Source organism: Streptomyces sp. NPDC023838 (assembly GCF_040639555.1).
Lineage (GTDB): Bacteria > Actinomycetota > Actinomycetes > Streptomycetales > Streptomycetaceae > Streptomyces.
This window is the reverse complement of the sequence record NZ_JBFAAD010000007.1, coordinates 278,057-296,860: the sequence shown is the minus strand read 5'-3', so window position 1 is coordinate 296,860 and position 18,804 is coordinate 278,057. Positions and strand designations below refer to the sequence as shown.

Genomic DNA, 18,804 nt, shown 5'->3' with positions numbered 1-18,804 from the left:
AGACCGCCGGCGACGTGCTCAGGCGACCTGCCACTGCTGATACGCCGAGCCGTTGGCCGCCTGCTGGGTGACCAGGGCGCCGTCGGCGCCGGACGCGGTGGTCAGCAGGAGCGCGCTGTTCTTGTTGGCGACCGTGTAGCGGCCCCCGCCGAGGGCGGTGAGCTGCCAGCGCTGGCTGTCGCGGCCGGTGCAGGTGGCCTGGACGACGGCCGCGCCCGCGGTGGTGGCGCTCCCGGCCACGTCCGCGCAGAGTTTGGAGGCGCCGTTCACCATCGTGTAGCCGCCGTCGCCGTTGAGGGTCAGCTGCCACTGCTGGTTGGGCCCGCCGTGCGGGGTCCAGGTGATCAGCTGGGTGCCGGACGTGCCGGAGCTCGCCGGGTCGTCGAGCGCCTTGCCGCCCGCGGTGAGGGTCCGGGTGCCGCTCAACTGGCCGCCGTACACCTCGAACTCGTACAGCGAGTATCCGTACGAGGTGCCGCGCTGGGTGGCGTACAGGCGGATGTGGCGCCCGGAGCCGGACAGCCCGGTGAGGTCCTGCACACCGCCTGTGCCGCTGGTGGTGGAGTAGAGCGTGCGCCACGTCGTGGCGTCGTCGGAGAGCTGGATCTGGAAGGCCTTGCCGTACGCGGCCTCCCAGCGCAGCACCACGCGGTTGACGTTCTGCGTGGAGCCGAGGTCGACCTGGAGCCACTGCGAGTCGGTGTAGGCGCTGGACCAGCGGGTGGCGGCGTCGCCGTCGGTGGCCGAGGCGGGCGGGAAGTTCGGTGTCTCGGTGCTGGAGGCGGTGGTGGGGCGGTTGCGGGCGAGGTTGCTCGGCTGGGCCGGGCCGGGCCAGGCGGGGTTGTGGCCGACGGCCGCGACGATCGGGGTGAACGAGGCGTAACTGCTCGTCGGCTTCGGGGACCCCCAGGTCTGCTGGGCCAGGCCGCGCAGCGGGTACATGATGCCGCCCGCGATCTGGTCCTCGGTCTCGGCGTTGGGGTTGTCGCACCACACGTGGATCAGCGAGCCCGGGTTCCTGGCGGGGTCGGTGAGGGTGTTGCCGCCCTGGAAGAGGTCCGGGGTCCACGTCTCGTACATCCACTTGGTGTCGGGTTTGGCGCCCCCGAGGACGTAATAGGTGGGTGTCCAGGACTCGTTGGCCACGGTGTGTCCGGCCGCCGCCAGCTGCTGTGGGGTGAGGCCGTAGTTGTACCAGTACTCGACGACGATGTCCGCGTTCGGGGTGACGGTGCCGTCACCGGACTTGATGCCGTCGTTCCACATCCGGGTGGTCTTCCCGCCCGCCCGCACCAGCGCGTCGGCCCAGTTGACGTACCCGTAGTAGGTGTCCTTGGCGGTGGCGTTGGCGCCGTAGTGGGCGCGGGCGTAGCTGAGCAGCTGGGGGTAGCTGCTGTAGTCGATGACGTACTCGTCGGCGCCTATGTGCCAGTAGCGGGCGGGGAAGAGCGGCAGGTACTCGTTGATCAGATCTTTGATGAGGGTGTACGTACCGGGCAGCGAGAGGTCGATGAACTCGGCGCTGGCCGTGCCGGAGCTGTTCTTGAGCTTGAGCTCGGGGTGGGCGGCCAGGACGGCGTTCATGTGCCCGGGGGTGTCGATCTCCGGGACGATGGTGACGTGGTACTTCTGCCCGAGCGACACCAGCCTGGCGATGTCCTGCTTGGTGTAGTGGTCCGTAGAGACGATCTCCGGGTGGGTGGAGCTCTCCAGCCGGAAGCCGAACGTGTCCGACAGATGGAAGTGGAAGTAGTTGAGCTTGAGGTAGGCCAGCTCCTTGATGTGCTGCTCGACCCAGGCGACGGTGAAGAACTTCCGGCCCTGGTCGATCATGAGGCCGCGCTCGGGCTTGGCCGGCCAGTCCACCGCCGTCCCGGCGGGCACCGAGGCGGACTGGTGCAGCAGTTGGAGGAGGGTGCGGGTGCCGTAGAAGGCGCCGGTGTCGGTTCCGGCCCCGATGGTGACGGCCTGGCCGACGGTCATCCGGTAGCCCTCGGCGGGCAGCGTGGTGTCGCCGAGCGTGAGTCCGATGTCGCCGGTGGCGGGGGTTCCCGTCACGACGGCCACGGTCCGCCCGGTCTGCGCGGCCAGGTCGTCCGCCAACGTGGCGGCCTCGTCGGAGAGTTGGGCGGTGTAGGCGGGGTCGACGGCGATCCGGCTGGTGGCGGTGAAGGTGTACGTTCCGGAGCCGGCCGTCCACTGTCGCAGCGCCGGAACGGTCTGCGGGGGAGCGGCGGCCGCTTGTGCGGGGGCGGCGGCGACGCCGGGCAGGGCGAGTGCGGCCGGCACGCATACCGCGGCGATCAGGAACCTGAGCAGTCGCATGGCGTATCCCTGGTCATGGGAGGGGCAGGGGGCTTGCGAGGCAAGTGGCGCACCAGTGCAGCGCAGGGACGCGCACATGTCAATAGATGCTCGAAACGTCGCTGTATCGAGCGCGATTGAGCAGCCGCGCCATCGGGGACCGCCCGCGTCCGCGAAAGAAAAACCCAAGAAGCGGCGACGAAAACACATGTACTCCGGCCGCTCCCGGCAGTGGGATCGGGGCCACCGCTCCTCGGAGAGAAAGGACGACGACCTGTGTCACGCCTGCGAAGAGCCCTCGCGGCAGCGGCCGCGGCCATCCCCCTGATCGCCGGCGTCGCGCTGGCTCCGGACGCGGCGTCGGCGGCCGCGCCCGGCGCCACGTACACGGTCTCGATCGGCTCGGTGAACTCCTACAAGTACCCGACCGACACCCCGGCCGCCCCCTACCTCGACAAGGACGGCACCTTCTACTTCCAGCAGTCCGCGGCGCTGTACGGCAAGACCGAGCCCCGGTACTGGGACTTCTTCACCGGTACGGACTTCGACGACGCCACCCGGTCGAGCGCGATCAGTGACGCCGTCAACCCCGCCAACTCCAGCGACCGGAACAACGACACCACCTGGCGCTGCAACAACAGCCCGACCGGCCTGACGGCGACGTCGGCGGGGTCGGGCTCGGGCTACTCCCAGAAGAACTTCTGCGACCTGGTCGGCGTGTGGGTCGACCCGGACACGGGGGACTGGTACGGCCTGGTGCACAACGAGTTCACCCCGCAGCCCTTCGGCGACGGGCTGCACTACGACGCCATCGACTACGCGGTCTCCAAGAACCAGGGCAAGGTGTGGACCATCCTCGGCCACGCCATCACCTCGCCGTACGCCACCAGCCGTAACGACGCGACGGCCTTCCCCCAGCAGACCTACGACTACGGCGACGGCGACCAGCGGCTGTTCGTCGACCCGGCCTCCGGTTACTTCTACGTCTACTACGGCTCGCGGGTCGTCCCCAAGGGCGGCGTCGGGGGCAGCACGGGCGGACTGGCGCACGTCGCCCGGGCGCCGATCTCGTCGAAGATGGCGAGCGGCTCCTGGTCGAAGTGGTACGACGGCTCCTGGTCGCAGCCCGGCGTGGGCGGCCGGGAGAGCAACATGGTGCCGGTGACCGCGGCCAGTCCGACCGGGTACACGCCCGTGGCCGACGACTACGACCCCACGACCGGCGGAACCGTCGACCAGCAGGTCGCGGCGGGCGAACTCCCCGCCAAGTCCGACCTGTTCATCATGAACATCGCCTACGACGCCCACCTCGGCCTCTACATCGGCGAGCCCGAGGTCGTCTCGGGGACGGCGCCCCAGCGCTTCTATGTGACCGACGACCTGTCGACGCAGAAGTGGCGGCTGATCGGGGACTCGGGCAGCTACACCTCCGGCTCCTGGTACCGCTGGATGGTGGACGCCGCGAACCGGACGAACTCGACGATCGTCGGCAAGACGTTCCGGTCGTACTGCTCCATCGCGTGCGCCCGGTCCGACGGTGAGTACGCCGAGGTCACCGTGGGCTCGTCCGTGCCCGCCGCCCCGGTCGTCGACCCGGCGAAGACCTACCGCATCGGCAGCGGATCCGGCCGTGTGCTCGCCCAGACCTCCGGCGGCTCGACGGTCACCTCCCTGGCCTCCGCGACCGGGTCGAACCTGGAGGCGTGGGCCTTCACGGGCAACGGCGACGGCTCGTACCGGATCGCCAACGCGGCCACCGGGAACCTGCTCGGCGTCGACTCCGCCACGAAGGCGGGCCGCGCCTGGGCGGCCAAGCCGTCCGCCGCCAAGCCCGGGTCCGGCGGGCCCACGGTCGGGCAGCAGTGGTTCATCGTCCCGGAGGTGTCGTCCGGCGGCGCGCGCAGCGGCGCGTACCGGCTGGTCAACCGCTACAGCGGACTGGTGCTCGGCATGTCGTCGGACACCGCGCGCCTCGCCGAGACGACGCCCACCCGGACCTGGACCAACACGACGGGCAGCGGCGTCGGCGGCTCACGGACGGCCGCCGAGCAGAGACTGACGCTCACCGCGACCGGCTCGGCCCCGGCGAACCTGAACGGCCCGCACACCCTCTCCGTGTCCGGCAAGGGGCTCGACGATCCCAACTGGTCCAAGGCGACCGGCGTTCAGCTGGTCACCTGGTCGCTCAACGGCGGCTCCAACCAGACCTGGAACTTCACCCAGCAGCCCGACGGCTCGTACACCCTCGTCAACGCCTACTCGAACCTGTGCGCCGACGACGACGGCGGCTCCACCGCGCCGGGCACGGCGGTGATCCAGTGGACCTGTACGGGCGGCGCCAACCAGCACTGGAGGGTCACCCGGCTCGCCTCGGGTGCCTACACGATCGCCAACGCGCACAGCGGGCTGCTGCTGACGACGTCGTCGGGCTCCGACGGCGGCCTGGTGACGCAGCAGGCCGACGCCCATACGGCGCTCCAGCAGTGGACGGTCACCTGACGGGCCCGCGACCGGCCGCGCGCCTCACTCCCGCGCGGCCGTGAAAGCCCCGGCGCGTGCGGCGGCGGCGGCGGCCTCGGCGGCGCGGTCCGCGGCCGCTTCGTCGAGTGGCGCGCCGGTGGTCAGGAGGCGGTAGTAGAGGGGGGCCGAGACCGCGCGGATCACTTCGCGGGTGTCGGTCCCCTCCGCCAACTCGCCCCGCTCCACGGCCTGTTGGACGCAGGGCGCCCACTCGTCGACGCGTGTCTCGTAGAAGCGGTGCAGGGCGGCCGCCGTGCGGCCGTCGCAGGTCGCGGCGGCGATCAACGCCTTGAAGAGGGGGCCCTGGCGGGCGTCGGCCAGGGTGCTCCGCACGAGCCGGGCGTTGGCCCGCAGATCGCCCAGGAGCGTTCCCGTCTCCGTGCGCGGCAGCGACTGCTCGGCCATGTCGGCGAGCAGGTCGGCGACGAGGCCGGCCGGGGTGCCCCAGCGCCGGTAGACCGTGGTCTTGCCGACCTCGGCGCGGCGGGCCACATCGGCGAGGTCCAGCTGGGCGAGACCGCCCTCCGCGAGCGCGTCACCGGCCGCGCCGAGCACCGCGGCCCGTACCCGAGCGGTCCGTCCGCCGGGCCGGACGGTCCCCGGATCTGCGTCTCCCGACGTCATAACGGGACTCCTGTTCCATTAATGGGTGAGGCTCTGGTACGTTGTGGGCACATCCTAACGGAACCGCAGAACCGTTAGTGGTCGCCGACCGGTGACCGCGACGACTGTGCACGGAGAGGAATCTGTCATGGAATACAGGCGGCTGGGTGCGTCGGGGCTGATGGTGCCGGCGCTGAGCTTCGGGGCCGGGACGTTCGGCGGACGCGGGGAGCTCTTCAGCGCCTGGGGCGACACCGACGCGGAGCAGGCGCGCCGGCTGGTGGACATCTGCCTGGAGGCCGGAGTCACCATGTTCGACACCGCCGATGTGTACTCCGCGGGCGCCTCGGAGGAGGTGCTCCGGCGCGGCGATCAAGGGGCGCCGCGACGAGGTGATCCTCTCCACCAAGGCCGGACTGCCGATGGGCGACGGCCCGGGCGACGCGGGCACCTCCCGCTCGCGCCTGATCCGCAGCGTCGAGGACGCGCTGCGCCGCCTCGGCACCGACTACATCGACCTCTTCCAGCTGCACGCCTTCGACGCGGGCACCCCGATCGAGGAGGTCATGTCCACACTCGACGACCTCGTACGGGCCGGAAAGATCCGCTACACCGGCGTCTCCAACTTCTCCGGCTGGCAGCTGATGAAGTCGCAGGCCACGGCGGACCGTTACGGCTACCAGCGCTATGCGGCGCACCAGGTGTACTACTCCCTCGTGGGCCGGGACTACGAGTGGGAGCTGATGCCGCTCGCGGACGACCAGGGCGTCGGCGCGGTGGTGTGGAGCCCGCTCGGCTGGGGCCGGCTCACCGGCAGGATCCGCCGCGGGCAGCCGCTGCCGGAGCAGAGCCGTCTGCACACCACCGCCGACTACGGCCCGCCCGTCGAGGACGAACTGCTCTACCGGGTGGTCGACACGCTCGACGAACTGGCCGAGGAGACCGGCAGGACGATTCCGCAGATCGCCCTCAACTGGCTGCTCCGCCGCCCCACCGTCTCCTCCGTCATCATCGGCGCCCGCAACGAGGAGCAGCTGCGGCAGAACCTCGGCGCGCTCGGCTGGACGCTGACGGCCGACCAGGTCGCGCGCCTCGACGCCGCGAGCGCCCGGACCGCGCCCTACCCGTACTTCCCGTACGAGCGCCAGGAGGGCTTCGCCCGGCTCAACCCGCCGATGGCCGGCCGGGCCGCGGCCGGTCCGGCGTAGGGCACGCCGGGGATCAGGCGGCGTACTCCGGGATGTTCGCCCCGGCCCAGGCCGCGAGGGTGCGGGCGCAGTCGGCCACCGACTCGCGCCACGTCCTCGCCGCGCCCTCGCCCGCCTCGTCGCTGACGTGCTTGACGATCCGGAGGGGGACCCCGGCCCGCTGGGCGACGGAGGCGAGTGCGTAGCCCTCCATGTCGACGAGGTGGGCGCGCAGCGCCAGCCGGGCGCGGGCTTCCTCGTCCGCTATGAACGAGTCGCCGGTCGCCAGCGTCGGCCCGCCCTCGTCGGACGTGTCGAGCGGGGGACCGTACATCTCGCCGGTCAGTGCGGCCAGGACGTCACTGTCGAGGTCGTGCTGGAGCACCGAGCCGATGACATGGGTGCCCGTCCACCCAGGGCGCAGCGCCCCGGCCGTCCCCAGGTTGACCACCCGGGAGGGGAGCGGCCCGCGCCCCAGGACCATGGCCAGCGCGCCCGCCGCGTTCACCTTGCCCATCCCGGTGAGGAGGACGGGCAGATCCGTGTCGAGGAACTGCGCCTCTTCCTTGACAGCCAGCACGAGCAGAGGGCGGTCGGCGGCGATGTGTCCTGAGAGCTCCATGGGGACCAGGGTATTTCCGCGGGCCCGGCGGCCCGGCAGCGGGTGGTGTCCGGGGAGGTGGGCAGGTATGTGCCCGGTTTCCGGCCTGCGGCCCGTTTGATCCTCGCGTTTCAAGGAAGGCGCAGCGCGGGGGCGGCGCACGCCTCCCGTACGCGTCCCGTGGACCGGGATCAGTACTACGGAGCGGTACTACGGATCAGTACTACACAGGAATGGAGAACGCAGTGGCTGCCGTGAAGAGTTCATTGCCGGACGCGGACCTGAAGGTCGTGGGGACCGCGCTGCAGGGTGCCCTGGTGGATTTGGTGGACCTGTCGCTGGCGGCCAAGCAGGTGCACTGGAACGTGGTCGGCCCGCGATTCCGCTCGGTCCACCTCCAGCTCGACGAGGTGGTGACCACGGCGCGCCTGCACTCCGACGTGGTGGCCGAACGCGCCTCCGCGCTCGGTGTCGCCCCGGACGGGCGGGCCGCCACCGTGGCGGCTTCCTCCGCGATCGGCACCGTCCCGGAGGGCTGGATCAAGGACAACGAGGCCGTGCAGGTGCTGGTGGTCGCCCTGGGCCGGGTGATCGAGCGGATGCGCGAGCGGATCGCCGCGACCGAGAAGCCGGATCCGGTCACCCAGGACCTGCTCATCACCGTGACCGGAGAGCTGGAGAAGCACGCCTGGATGTTCCAGGCGGAGGACGCCTGAGGGGGCAGGACGGGTGGCCCGCCGCGGGCGACGGCGCCCGGCCCGCTGACGGCGGCGGACGCCCGGCCCGCGCCCCCGCCCGGGCCCCGGGCGCGTTACGCGCGGTGGTCGTGCTCCGGCGCCTCCGGTGCCCTCGGGGGCCCGTCGGCGTCCGGCGTCTGCCAGGAATTCGCGCGCGGCTGGGGCTCCTGCGGGGGCTTCGGCCGCCGCGCGGCGCGCCGACTGCCGTACCAGAAGGCACCGAGCAGGACGGCCACGACGAGGACGCCCACGATCACGAACAGCCAGGAGGACGAGCTGCTCGCGGCCAGGGTCGTCGCGGCCGGGGTCTGGGACAGCATGAGGGTGTTCATCGGGTGGCTCCTCAGCGAGCTGGTCGCTCCTAATCGAGCTGCGGCAGGACCTTGGTGCGGTAGAAGTCGAAGAACCCGCGCTGCTCCTTTCCGATCTGGTTGACGTACACAGTGTCGAACCCGGCGTCGGCGTACTCCCGCACCGCGGCCACATGCGCGTCCACATCGTCACCGCACGGCACGTTCTCGCCGACGCGCTCGGGCGTCACCAGCTCCGAGGCCTGCTCGAAGTGGCGCGGTGTCGGCAGCACCTGCGGCAGCTCGCCCGGCAGCTGCTCGTTGGCCCACAGCCGGTGTGCCTCGCGCACCGCCTCCTCGCGGTCGGGGCCCCAGCACACCTTCAGCCCGGCGAGCACGGGTTTGCCGCCGCCCCCGCCGCGCCGGAAGCGCTCGATCAGCGCGGCGTCCGGTGCCATGGCGATCAGGCCGTCCCCGGCGCGGCTCGCCAGCTCACCGGCCCGCGGCCCGAACGCGGACACGTCGATGGGCACGGGCTCGTCGGGCACGGTGTAGAGCCGGGCGTTCTCCACGGTGTAATGCTTGCCCCGATGGCTGATCTGGTCACCGGTGAACAGCAGGCGCATCACCTGGATGGCCTCTTCCAGCATCTCCAGCCGCACGGCGGCCTCCGGCCAGGCGTCACCGAGGATGTGCTCGTTGAGGGCCTCGCCCGAACCCACCCCCAGCCGGAAGCGGCCGCCGAGCTGTACGGCGCTGGTGGCGGCGGCCTGGGCGACGACCGCCGGGTGGATGCGTACGGTCGGGCAGGTCACCGCGGTCTCCACCGGCAGGGACACGGCCTCCGAGAGCGCGCCGATCACCGACCAGACGAACGGGGACTGCCCCTGGCTGTCGTTCCAGGGGTGGAAGTGGTCGGATATCCAGAGCGAGGTGAATCCCGCCTGCTCGGCCATCCGGGCCTGCTCGACCAACTCGGCAGGTGTGTGCTCCTCGCTCGACAGAAAATAGCCGTACTCGGTCATGGCCGCTCCCTTCGGACGCGCTGGTGCACGCCGGGTGACCGGTGGGCGCGAAAGAAAACATCCACCCCGCGGCCGTGTGAGGCGCCGCCTCAGGGGTACCGGCGCAAGCGCGCCGGTCGGTCCGCGGCGGGCCGGGCCGGTGCTGGAGAGGTGTCGACGGAGAGGGTGTCCGATGGGAGCTACCGGCGAGACGACTTCACGCGACGGTGTGCGGCAGGACCGGCCCTCGCTGGAGCGGGCGCTGCGCGACCGGGTGGACGGCGAGGTGCGCTTCGACCCGGGCAGCCGCGCGGCCTACGCCACCGACGCCTCGAACTACCGGCAGGTGCCGATCGGCGTCGTGGTGCCGCGCACCGTCGAGGCCGCGGTCGTCGCGATCGGCGTGTGCCGGGAGTACGACGCCCCGGTGCTCTCGCGCGGTGGCGGCACCAGTCTGGGCGGCCAGTGCACCAACACGGCCGTGGTGATCGACTGGACCAAGTACTGCCACCGGCTCGTCTCCGTCGACCCCGAGCGGCGTACCTGCATCATCGAGCCCGGCCTCGTCCTGGACGAACTCAACCGGCAACTGGAGCCCCACCGGCTGAAGTTCGGGCCCAAACCCGCCACCCACAACCACTGCTCGCTCGGCGGCATGATCGGCAACAACTCGTGCGGCGCCTCGGCGCAGGCGTACGGGAAGACCGCCGACAACGTACGGCGTCTGGAGGTCCTCACCTACGGCGGCACCCGGATGTGGGTCGGGCCGACGCCGGACGACGAGTTCGAGGAGATCATGGCGGCGGGCGGACGCCCGGCCGAGCTGTACGGCGGGCTGCGCGAGCTCATCGGGCGGTATCTCGGCGAGGTGCGGCGCGGCTATCCGCGCATTCCGCGCCGGGTGTCCGGCTACAACCTGGACGCGTTGCTGCCGGAGAACGGCTTCGATGTCGCCCGCGCCCTGGTCGGCAGCGAGAACACGCTGGTCACCGTGGTGCGGGCCGAGCTGGAGTTGGTGCCGGTGCCGCCCTTCGAGTCGATGCTGGTGCTCGGCTACGACGACATCTGCCACGCGGCCGACGACGTCCCCCGGCTGCTCGCCCACAGCAAACCCACCCAGCTGGAGGCGTTGGACGACCGGATGGCGCAGCTGATGCGCGAGGAGCACACCCACGTCGAATCCCTCGACAGCTTCCCCGCGGGCCGCAGCTGGCTACTGGTGCAGTTCGCGGGCGACACCCAGGACGAGGTCGACGAACAGGCCCACGACCTGCTGCGGGCGCTGGGGCGCGACACCAAGGACGACTCCGTCACCTTCTCCGACAACCCCGCGCGCGAGCAGGAGATGCTCAAGGCCCGCGAAGCCGGTCTGGGGGTGACCGCCCGTCCGCCGGACGAGCGCGAGACCTGGGAGGGCTGGGAGGACTCGGCCGTGCCGCCGGACCGGCTCGGTGACTATCTGCGCGACCTGAAGGGGCTGTTCGACGAGTTCGGCTACGACCACCCGTCGCTGTACGGGCACTTCGGGCAGGGCTGCGTCCACACCCGCATCCCCTTCGGACTCAGGACCGCCGAAGGGGTCGCGCACTTCCGCGCGTTCCTGTTCAAGGCCGCCCGCCTGGTGAGCTCGTACGGCGGATCGCTCTCCGGCGAGCACGGCGACGGGCAGGCCCGTGCCGAGCTCCTCCCGGTGATGTTCGGCGACGAGCTGGTCACCGCGATGGGCGAAGTCAAGGCGCTCTTCGACCCCGGGAACCGGATGAACCCCGGCAAGGTCGTCGCCCCCGGGCCCGGCGGGCCCCACCGCGTCGACGAGAACCTGCGGCTCGGCCCGCGCTGGCGCCCCGCCCCGTCGCGGACCCGCTTCGGCTACCGGGAGGACGAGGGCTCCTTCAACCAGGCGGTGCTGCGCTGCGTCGGCATCGGCAACTGCCGCACCAGTACCGGTGGTGTGATGTGCCCTTCGTTCCGGGCCACCGGTGAGGAGGAGCACTCCACACGCGGCCGCTCCCGGCTGCTCTTCGAGATGCTCGGCGGACACACCGACACACCGCTCACCGACGGCTGGCGCTCCACCGCCGTACGCGACGCGCTCGACCTCTGTCTGTCGTGCAAGGGCTGCAAGTCCGACTGCCCGACCGGCGTCGACATGGCCACCTACAAGGCGGAGTTCCTCTCGCACCACTACGCAGGCCGGCTGCGCCCCGCCGCGCACTACGCGCTGGGCTGGCTGCCGCTGTGGGCGCGGCTCTCGAGGATCGGCCCCGGCGCGGTCAACGCGCTGCTGCGGGCCCCCGTGCTCGCCCGGGCCGGCAAACGTCTGGCCGGTGTCGCGACCGAGCGCGAAGCGCCCGCCTTCGCCGAACAGTCGTTCCTCCAGTGGTGGCAGGCCCGGTCGACGGCCGAGCCCCTGCCCGGAGATCCACGGGCCGTGGTGCTGTGGCCCGACACCTTCAGTACGTATTTCCATCCGGCGGTCGCCCGCTCCGCCGTCAAGGTACTGGAGGACGCCGGCTTCCGGGTCGCCGTGCCGAGCCGCCCGGTGTGCTGCGGCCTCACCTGGATCTCGACCGGCCAACTCGGCGTGGCGCAGCGGGTGTTGCGCCGCACCGTGCGTGTCCTGCGCCCGTGGATCGAGGCGGGCACCCCGGTCATCGGCCTGGAGCCCTCGTGCACCGCGGTATTCCGCGCCGACGCGCCCGACCTGATGCCGGAGGACGAGGACGTACGCAGGCTCGCGGGCCAGTTCCGTACGTTCTCCGAGCAGATGGTCAACCACGCCCCGGACGACTGGCGCCCGCCGACGGTGAGCCGGGCCGCCACCGTGCAGACCCACTGCCACCAGCACGCGGTGCTGAAGGACGACGCCGACCGCGAGCTGATGCGCCGGGCCGGCCTCGACGCCGACGTCCTGGACGCCGGATGCTGCGGCCTGGCCGGGAACTTCGGCTTCGAGCGCGGCCACTACGACCTGTCCATGAAGATCGGCGAGCAGGGTGTGCTGCCCGCGGTCCGTGAGGCCGCGCCCGGCGCGCTGGTGCTCGCCGACGGCTTCAGCTGCCGCACCCAGATCGAGCAGGGCGGCACCGGCCGCCGCGCGCTCCACCTGGCGGAAGCCCTCGCCCTGGGCCTCGACGGCCCGCTCCCTGCGGACCACCCGGAAAGGGCCGCCGCCCGCCCGTCCACCCACTGAACGCTCCTGAGCCCCACCCGTAGAAAGGTCACACCGTGTCGATGAAAGTCTCCGACTACGTTCTGGAACGGCTGCGGCAGTGGGAGGTCGAGCACGTCTTCGCGTACGCGGGCGACGGCATCAACGGCCTGCTCGCCGCCTGGGGCCGGGCCGACGACAAACCCCGGTTCATCCAGGCGCGACACGAGGAGATGGCCGCGTTCGAGGCGGTGGGCTACGCCAAGTTCTCCGGGCGGGTCGGGGTGTGCGCGGCCACGTCCGGCCCCGGCGCGATCCATCTGCTCAACGGCCTCTACGACGCCAAGCTCGACCACGTGCCGATCGTGGCGATCGTCGGGCAGACCAACCGCAGCGCCATGGGCGGCTCGTACCAGCAGGAGGTCGATCTGCTGAGCCTGTTCAAGGACGTGGCCTCCGAGTACTGCGAGATGGTGACCGTCCCCGAGCAACTCCCCAACGTCCTCGACCGGGCCATGCGCACCGCCGCCGCCCGGCGGACCGTGACCGCCGTGATCATTCCGGCCGATGTGCAGGAACTCGACTACGAACCGCCCGGCCACGCCTTCAAGATGGTGCCCTCCAGCCTCGGCACCGCGCACTACGCCCCCGTCCCCGCCGACGACGAGATCGCCAGGGCCGCCGAGGTGCTCAACGCGGGGGAGAAGGTGGCCGTGCTGATCGGGCAGGGCGCGCGGGGCGCCCGAGCCGAGGTCGAGCAGCTCGCCGACGTGCTCGGCGCGGGCGTCGCCAAGGCGCTCCTGGGCAAGGACGCGCTCCCCGACGACCTTCCGTACGTCACGGGCGCCATCGGTCTGCTGGGCACGCGGCCCTCGTACGAGCTCATGCGGGACTGCGACACGCTGCTCGTGGTGGGATCGAGCTTCCCGTACACGCAGTTCCTGCCCGAATTCGACCAGGCGCGGGCGGTGCAGATCGACATCGACCCGTTCATGGTCGGACTGCGCTACCCCTTCGAGGTCAACCTCGTCGGCGACGCCCGCGAGACGCTGACCCGGCTGCTGCCGAGGCTCAAGCGCAAGAAGCACGACAAGTGGCGCAAGAAGATCGAGAAGGACACCGCCCGCTGGTGGGAGGTGATGGAGCGGCGCGCCGCGGTAGACGCGGATCCGATCAACCCCGAGTACGTGGTGCACACCCTCGACGCCCTGCTGCCCGACGACGTCATCCTGGCCGCGGACTCCGGCTCGGCCGCCAACTGGTACGCCCGGCACCTGCGGATGCGTGGCACGATGCGCGGCTCGCTCTCCGGCACGCTGGCCACGATGGGGCCGGGCGTCCCGTATGTGATCGGCGCCAAGTTCGCCCACCCCGACCGCCCGGCCCTCGCGATCGTCGGCGACGGGGCGATGCAGATGAACGGGCTCGCGGAGCTGATCACCGTGTCCAAGTACTGGCGCGAGTGGGAGAACCCGCGGCTGGTCGTCGCCGTGCTCAACAACCAGGACCTCAACCAGGTCACCTGGGAGATGCGCGCGATGTCCGGCGCCCCGCAGTTCCTGCCCTCGCAGGAGCTGCCCGACGTGCCGTACGCGGACTTCGCGCGCTCCATCGGGCTCGGCGGTGTACGGGTGGAGAAGCCCGGCGACGTCGAGGGCGCCTGGCGGCAGGCGCTCGACGCGGACCGGCCGTTCGTCGTCGAGTTCCGCACCGACCCGGCGGTGCCCCCGATCCCGCCGCACGCCTCGCTCGACCAGATCGAGGCCGCCGCGGCCTCGATCGTGAAGGGCGACAGCGACCGGGGCGGCATGATCCGGCAGGGGCTGAAGGCGAAGGTGCAGGAGATGCTGCCGGGCGGCAAGCACCGGGAGGACCGGCCGGGCGCCGGTGGCTGACGCGCCGCCGCGCCTGCCGGGCCGCCGGAGAGGCGGCGGCCCGGGAAGGCGGGCAGAGTGGCATCGGCGGGTTTCACCGCCCGGGCGCGGGCAACCCGCCGGATGCCGGTCCCCGGTGATCTACGTACGACCGGCCCGCAGCGACCGAAGCAGGAGGAGTACCCCATGAAGCCCACCGCCGAATCCCAGGCGCCGCCGGAACAGCGCGTCCAAGTGGTGCTCAGCGCGTGTTCGGCCGCCGACGCCGAGACGGTCCTGGGCCTGCTGCGCCGGTGCTTCTCGACGGATGCGGGCGCGACCCCGGAGCGGGCGCCGGCGTCGGGCCCCGCGCCCACCGGCCACGATCCGGCGCGTCCGAACGTGTGGACGGCGACGTTCGACACCACACGGGTGCCGGAGGATGTCGGCCCGATCGAGCTCGGCGACGCGGTGACCGTCGACGTACAGGGCGGCCCCGTCGCGGTGGCCCGGCTCCGCGACGTCCTGCGCCGCACCTTCGAGGTGGAGGACGCGGGGACGGCCTCGGGCGACCAGGAAGTGGATCTGCAGCTGCGACTGAGGGGGCGCTAGCGGCCGCTGGGGGCGGGTGGCGGACACGGATGCGCACGTACGCGCTCCGAAGCCGCCCCCGCCCCAGCTCGCGCGCCCCAGCTCGCGCGCCCCCTCACACACCCCCCGCTCAGCCCTCTCGCTCCAGCTCCGCCACCGGGCTGTCGTCGAGCGCGGCCAGCAGCGCCGCCGGGTCGTCGTAGATGGCGGCCGCGCCCGCCGCTTCCAGATCGCCGCGCGGGATGCCGCCCGCCAGCACCCCGACGGGCCGTACCCCGGCGTTGGCCGCCGCCTTCATGTCCCAGACCGTGTCGCCGACGAACACCGACGAACCCGCGTCGCCGCCGACCAGCTCCAGGGCGCGGTGGACGGGGTCGGGGGCCGGTTTGCCGGAGGAGACGTCATCCGCGCTGGCCACCCCGGCGATCACGTCGTCGGCGTCGATGGCCTTGCGCAGCGCGCCCAGTTCGGCGCCGCTCGCCGAGGTGGCGAGAACGACCCGCCAGCCCCGCCCGTCCAGCGCCCGCAGCAGGTCCGCGGCGCCCGAGATGGGGGCCAGCCGCTCGAAGTACGTGGCGTACAGGGCCGTGTGCGCGGAGCTGAGCTGGGAGTCCTCGTCCTTGTCGCGGTCCTCGCCCAGCAGCCGGGCGATCAGGTCCTCCGACGGCAGCCCGATCGCCCGGTGCACGGCATGGGTCGCCACGTCGTGTCCGGCCTGCCGGAACGCCTCCCACCAAGAGACCACATGCAGATGATTCGTGTCGACGAGAGTGCCGTCGACGTCGAAGATCGCCGCGCGCGCCATACCGTGCCGCCTTCCGCACGTCCTGTCCTGATCCGACTCTTGATCCGACTCCTGATCCGACCGTACGGGGTGGCCGCCTCAGCCGCCCGCGCGGCGCGCGCTGGACCAGCGCAGCACGGCCGCGGCGGCCAGGGCGCCCGCCCCAGCGGTGAGCGCGGGGTGGCGTGCGAGGGCCGCCTGGACGGAGCGCGGGGTCGCGCTCTCGTCGAAGGCGCCGTGGGCGCCGTGGTCGTCGCCCGGGCGGTCGTCGAGCGGCTTCCACAGGTTGCCGGGCCCGTGGACGGGCTCGGGCGAGTCGGTCTGCTGCGACGAGTAGCCCGTACGGGCCAGATAGCGGTCGAGCAGGGCCGGTACGAACCGGTTGGCCCACAGGGTGGCGACCGTGGAGGCGCCGACGTAGTACTGCTTGCGGCCGGGGTGGTCCGCCGCGTACGCGATGGTCCGGGCGACGACCTCGGGCTGGTAGATCGGCGGCACGGGCTGCGGGTGCTTCGGCAGCCGTGAGAGGACCCAGGAGAACTGCGGGGTGTTGACCGCGGGCAACTGCACCACGGTGATGCGCACATGGCTGCCGGTGTGCAGGAGTTCGGTGCGCACGGACGAGGTGAAGCCATTGACGGCGTGCTTCGCGCCGCAGTAGGCGGACTGGAGCGGAATGGAGCGCTCGCCCAGGGCGGAGCCGACCTGGACGACGGCGCCGCGGTCACGCGGGACCATCCGGTCGAGCGCGGCGCGGGTGCCGTTGACGAAACCCAGGTACGCCACATCGGTGACGCGCTGGAACTCCTCCGGCCCGATCTCGGTAAAGGGTGCGAAGACGGATGTGAAGGCCACGTTGATCCATACGTCGATCGGACCGAACTCGGCCTCGGTCAGCTCCGCCGCCTTCTCCACCTCCTCGTGGTGGGCGGCATCGGTGGGCAGCACCAGCGCCCGCCCGCCGGCCTCTTCGACCTCGGCGGCGGTGGCGTCCAGCCCGGCCCGGCCGCGTGCGAGGAGCGCGATGTTGGCGCCGCGCCGCGCGAACAGCCGGGCGGTGGCACGGCCGACCCCGGCGCTGGCGCCGGTGATCACAACGGTCTGCGGCATGATGTCTTTCCGTTCTTGCTCGGGCCGTCTCCGGTCTTCCTTGGGCCGTCTCGCGGTGCGGCCACGCGGTGGGGTACCCCTCAGAGGCCTCCCCATTCCCTCGAATGAGCAGCGGGCGGACGCCGGTAATGCGGCCCGGATAAATCGTCTCCTGAAATGTGTGTGGCCGCCCGATGGGGGCACACGGAGAGCTGGAGGTTGATTCCCATGGTCCCTTTGCTCCTCGTTCTACTGCTGGCCCTGATCCTTTTCGGCGCCGGCTTCGCACTCAAAATCCTCTGGTGGATCGCGATCGCCGTCCTGGTGATCTGGCTCATCGGCTTCGTCGCCCGGCCGAAGGGCGGATCCGGACGCTGGTATCGCTGGTAGCGGTGTTCCGCGCGAGAGGTTCCGCCAAGGCCGAAAACACGATGTGTCGGCCGGAAGAACACGGGCACCCGGCCCGCCGGGAGAGAGCGTCACCGAATGCTTTGGGCGGCGACGCTCTTCCGGCGCACAACGACGAAAGGAATCACGTTCCATGACGGAGAACATCTGGGGCTACCCGGAAACCAGCGGTCATCTCGCGGGCGCCGATCTGCGGGGCTGGAGCGTCGAGGCGACCGACGGAAGCATCGGCAAGGTCGACAAGCACTCGGACGAGGTCGGCTCGGCGTACATCGTGGTCGACACCGGTGTCTGGATCTTTGGCAAGCACGTGCTGCTGCCCGCCGGTACCGTGACGCAGCTCGACGCGGCCGAGAAGAAGGTCTACGTGAACCGCACGAAGGCCCAGATCAAGGACGCCCCCGAGTTCGACCGGGAGAAGCACCTCGGTGACCCCGGCTACCACGACCAGGTCGGTGGCTACTACAGCGGTCGCCCGCCGGTCGTCTGACGTCCGGTCGTCTGACGTTCGGTCGTCCGAACTCGGCAGCAGGACCACCAGCAGCACCATCGAGCCACCAGTACCACCATCGAGCAAGAGCAGGACATGCCTCAGCGGGGCCGCCCGGGCCACGAAGACCCGGGCGGCCCCGCTGCCTGTGCGCTCACGCGGCGCCTGTGCCGCTCACGTGCCGCTCACGCGGCCTCGCCCCGCGCCGGGCACATCGCCTCCTCGCGGCACATCGCCTCCTCGCGCAGACGCGTGCAGCACTCACGCAGCAGCCGGCACACATGCATCTGGGAGATGCCCAGCTCACGGCCGATGTTCTTCTGCGTCATGCCCTGGAAGTAGCGCAGATAGAGGATCTTCCGCTCCCGGGCCGGGAGTTCGCGCAGGCCCGGCTTGACGGACTCGCGGTCGATCAGCGTGTCGAGCGCCGGGTCCTCGGAGCCGAGGGTGTCGGCCAGCGTGTGGGGGTTCTGAGGGCCGGCCTGTTCGGCGTCCAGGGACATCGCGCGGAAGCTGTCGAGGGCCTCAAGGCCGTCCCGTACGTCCGTCTCGCTCAGGCCGGTGTGATCCGCCAGTTCCCGGACCGACGGTTCGTCGATTCCCGCGCACTGCAGTTCGTGGCGGGCCGTGCGGACGCGGTTGCGGAGTTCCTGGACGCGGCGCGGTACGTGGAGGGTCCACATATGGTCACGGAAGTGACGCTTGATCTCACCGGTGATGGTGGGAACGGCATAGCCGGCGAACGGCGTGCCGACGGAGGGGTCGAAGCCGTCGACGGCTTTGAGCAGGCCGACGGCGGCGACCTGGCGCAGATCCTCCGCGGATTCGCCGCGGTCGTGGAAACGTCCGGCGAGCCGTTCCGACAGGGGAAGCCAGGAATTCACCAACTCTTCGCGCAGTGCTGCCCGTTCGGGCCCGTCCGGCAGTGCGGCGAGCCGTACGAACGCTTCGTCGGTATCCGGTGTGTCGTCATAGGTATGGCGATTGGCGCAGCGAGTGGACATGACTTGCGCTCCTTGGACGGCAAAGGGTTCACCGTCGAAAGGAAAGGGCGCAGGGCCGGGGCGCGGGCCCCCGCCGCCGCCCATTCCGAGGCAGCGTATTTCCACTGGAACGCGCCGTATGCATGCGCCGGAGTGGAATTCGGAGAACTTCGCGCGGTGTGCGGGGGATGACTTTGGGTGCGTGGCCG

At 71.3% G+C, this 18,804-nt stretch carries 15 protein-coding genes and 1 pseudogene; 8 read left to right on the top strand and 8 right to left on the bottom strand.

From position 1 onward, the window contains the following. Positions 1–18: 18 nt before the first annotated feature. Positions 19–2,325, bottom strand: coding sequence for a family 20 glycosylhydrolase (locus AB0G17_RS12280; RefSeq protein ID WP_361379729.1), 2,307 nt, complete (start codon positions 2,323–2,325; stop codon positions 19–21). A 255-nt stretch (positions 2,326–2,580) separates the two neighbouring features. On the opposite strand from AB0G17_RS12280, the gene AB0G17_RS12275 reads away from it, so the two are divergent. After that, entirely contained in the window at positions 2,581–4,803 is a 2,223-nt protein-coding gene (locus AB0G17_RS12275) for an RICIN domain-containing protein (RefSeq protein WP_361379726.1), read from the top strand. A 24-nt stretch (positions 4,804–4,827) separates the two neighbouring features. Here the strand turns inward: AB0G17_RS12275 and AB0G17_RS12270 are convergent, their stop codons facing one another. Next, positions 4,828–5,448, bottom strand: coding sequence for a TetR/AcrR family transcriptional regulator (locus AB0G17_RS12270; protein WP_361379723.1), 621 nt, complete (start codon positions 5,446–5,448; stop codon positions 4,828–4,830). A gap of 127 nt (positions 5,449–5,575) precedes the next feature. Between AB0G17_RS12270 and AB0G17_RS12265 the strand changes: the two are divergent. Further along, positions 5,576–6,635 (top strand): annotated as a pseudogene (locus tag AB0G17_RS12265) (aldo/keto reductase). 13 nt (positions 6,636–6,648) lie between these two features. Here AB0G17_RS12265 and AB0G17_RS12260 read toward each other — a convergent pair. Continuing rightward, the gene (locus AB0G17_RS12260) at positions 6,649–7,236 is read right to left on the bottom strand and encodes a nucleosidase (RefSeq protein WP_361379720.1); all 588 of its coding nucleotides are present in this window, start codon (positions 7,234–7,236) and stop codon (positions 6,649–6,651) included. 224 nt (positions 7,237–7,460) lie between these two features. Here AB0G17_RS12260 and AB0G17_RS12255 point away from each other — a divergent pair, with 224 nt between their 5' ends. Continuing rightward, positions 7,461–7,931, top strand: a complete 471-nt coding sequence (locus AB0G17_RS12255; RefSeq protein ID WP_361379717.1) for a DNA starvation/stationary phase protection protein — start codon at positions 7,461–7,463, stop codon at positions 7,929–7,931. Between the two features lie 95 nt (positions 7,932–8,026). On the opposite strand, the gene AB0G17_RS12250 is transcribed toward AB0G17_RS12255, so the two are convergent. Further along, entirely contained in the window at positions 8,027–8,284 is a 258-nt protein-coding gene (locus AB0G17_RS12250) for a DUF6479 family protein (RefSeq protein ID WP_361379714.1), read from the bottom strand. 29 nt (positions 8,285–8,313) lie between these two features. Next, positions 8,314–9,267, bottom strand: coding sequence for an LLM class F420-dependent oxidoreductase (locus AB0G17_RS12245; protein WP_361379711.1), 954 nt, complete (start codon positions 9,265–9,267; stop codon positions 8,314–8,316). A gap of 172 nt (positions 9,268–9,439) precedes the next feature. Between AB0G17_RS12245 and AB0G17_RS12240 the strand changes: the two genes are divergently transcribed. From AB0G17_RS12240 to AB0G17_RS12230, 3 genes are all read left to right on the top strand, one after another. After that, positions 9,440–12,439 carry an FAD-linked oxidase C-terminal domain-containing protein gene (locus tag AB0G17_RS12240; RefSeq protein ID WP_361379708.1) on the top strand — a complete coding sequence of 1,000 codons (3,000 nt, stop codon included), beginning with the start codon at positions 9,440–9,442 and terminating at the stop codon, positions 12,437–12,439. Positions 12,440–12,480: 41 nt separating this feature from the next. Next, positions 12,481–14,292 (top strand): thiamine pyrophosphate-requiring protein, encoded by a 1,812-nt coding sequence (locus AB0G17_RS12235; RefSeq protein ID WP_361379705.1) that lies wholly within the window; start codon positions 12,481–12,483, stop codon positions 14,290–14,292. A gap of 165 nt (positions 14,293–14,457) precedes the next feature. Beyond that, positions 14,458–14,862 (top strand): hypothetical protein, encoded by a 405-nt coding sequence (locus AB0G17_RS12230; protein WP_361379702.1) that lies wholly within the window; start codon positions 14,458–14,460, stop codon positions 14,860–14,862. Positions 14,863–14,971: 109 nt separating this feature from the next. On the opposite strand, the gene AB0G17_RS12225 is transcribed toward AB0G17_RS12230, so the two are convergent. Together AB0G17_RS12225 and AB0G17_RS12220 are read right to left on the bottom strand one after the other, a co-directional pair. Then, positions 14,972–15,646 (bottom strand): HAD family hydrolase, encoded by a 675-nt coding sequence (locus AB0G17_RS12225; protein WP_361379699.1) that lies wholly within the window; start codon positions 15,644–15,646, stop codon positions 14,972–14,974. Positions 15,647–15,724: 78 nt separating this feature from the next. Next, positions 15,725–16,735, bottom strand: coding sequence for an SDR family oxidoreductase (locus AB0G17_RS12220; protein WP_361379696.1), 1,011 nt, complete (start codon positions 16,733–16,735; stop codon positions 15,725–15,727). A 207-nt stretch (positions 16,736–16,942) separates the two neighbouring features. On the opposite strand from AB0G17_RS12220, the gene AB0G17_RS12215 reads away from it, so the two are divergent. Together AB0G17_RS12215 and AB0G17_RS12210 are read left to right on the top strand one after the other, a co-directional pair. After that, positions 16,943–17,104, top strand: coding sequence for a hydrophobic protein (locus AB0G17_RS12215; protein WP_361379693.1), 162 nt, complete (start codon positions 16,943–16,945; stop codon positions 17,102–17,104). Between the two features lie 151 nt (positions 17,105–17,255). Next, positions 17,256–17,612: a PRC-barrel domain-containing protein gene (locus AB0G17_RS12210; RefSeq protein ID WP_361379690.1), complete on the top strand. Its 357-nt coding sequence runs from the start codon at positions 17,256–17,258 to the stop codon at positions 17,610–17,612. Between the two features lie 185 nt (positions 17,613–17,797). Here AB0G17_RS12210 and AB0G17_RS12205 read toward each other — a convergent pair whose 3' ends face one another. Beyond that, positions 17,798–18,616 carry a SigB/SigF/SigG family RNA polymerase sigma factor gene (locus AB0G17_RS12205; protein ID WP_361379687.1) on the bottom strand — a complete coding sequence of 273 codons (819 nt, stop codon included), beginning with the start codon at positions 18,614–18,616 and terminating at the stop codon, positions 17,798–17,800. Positions 18,617–18,804 lie beyond the last annotated feature (188 nt).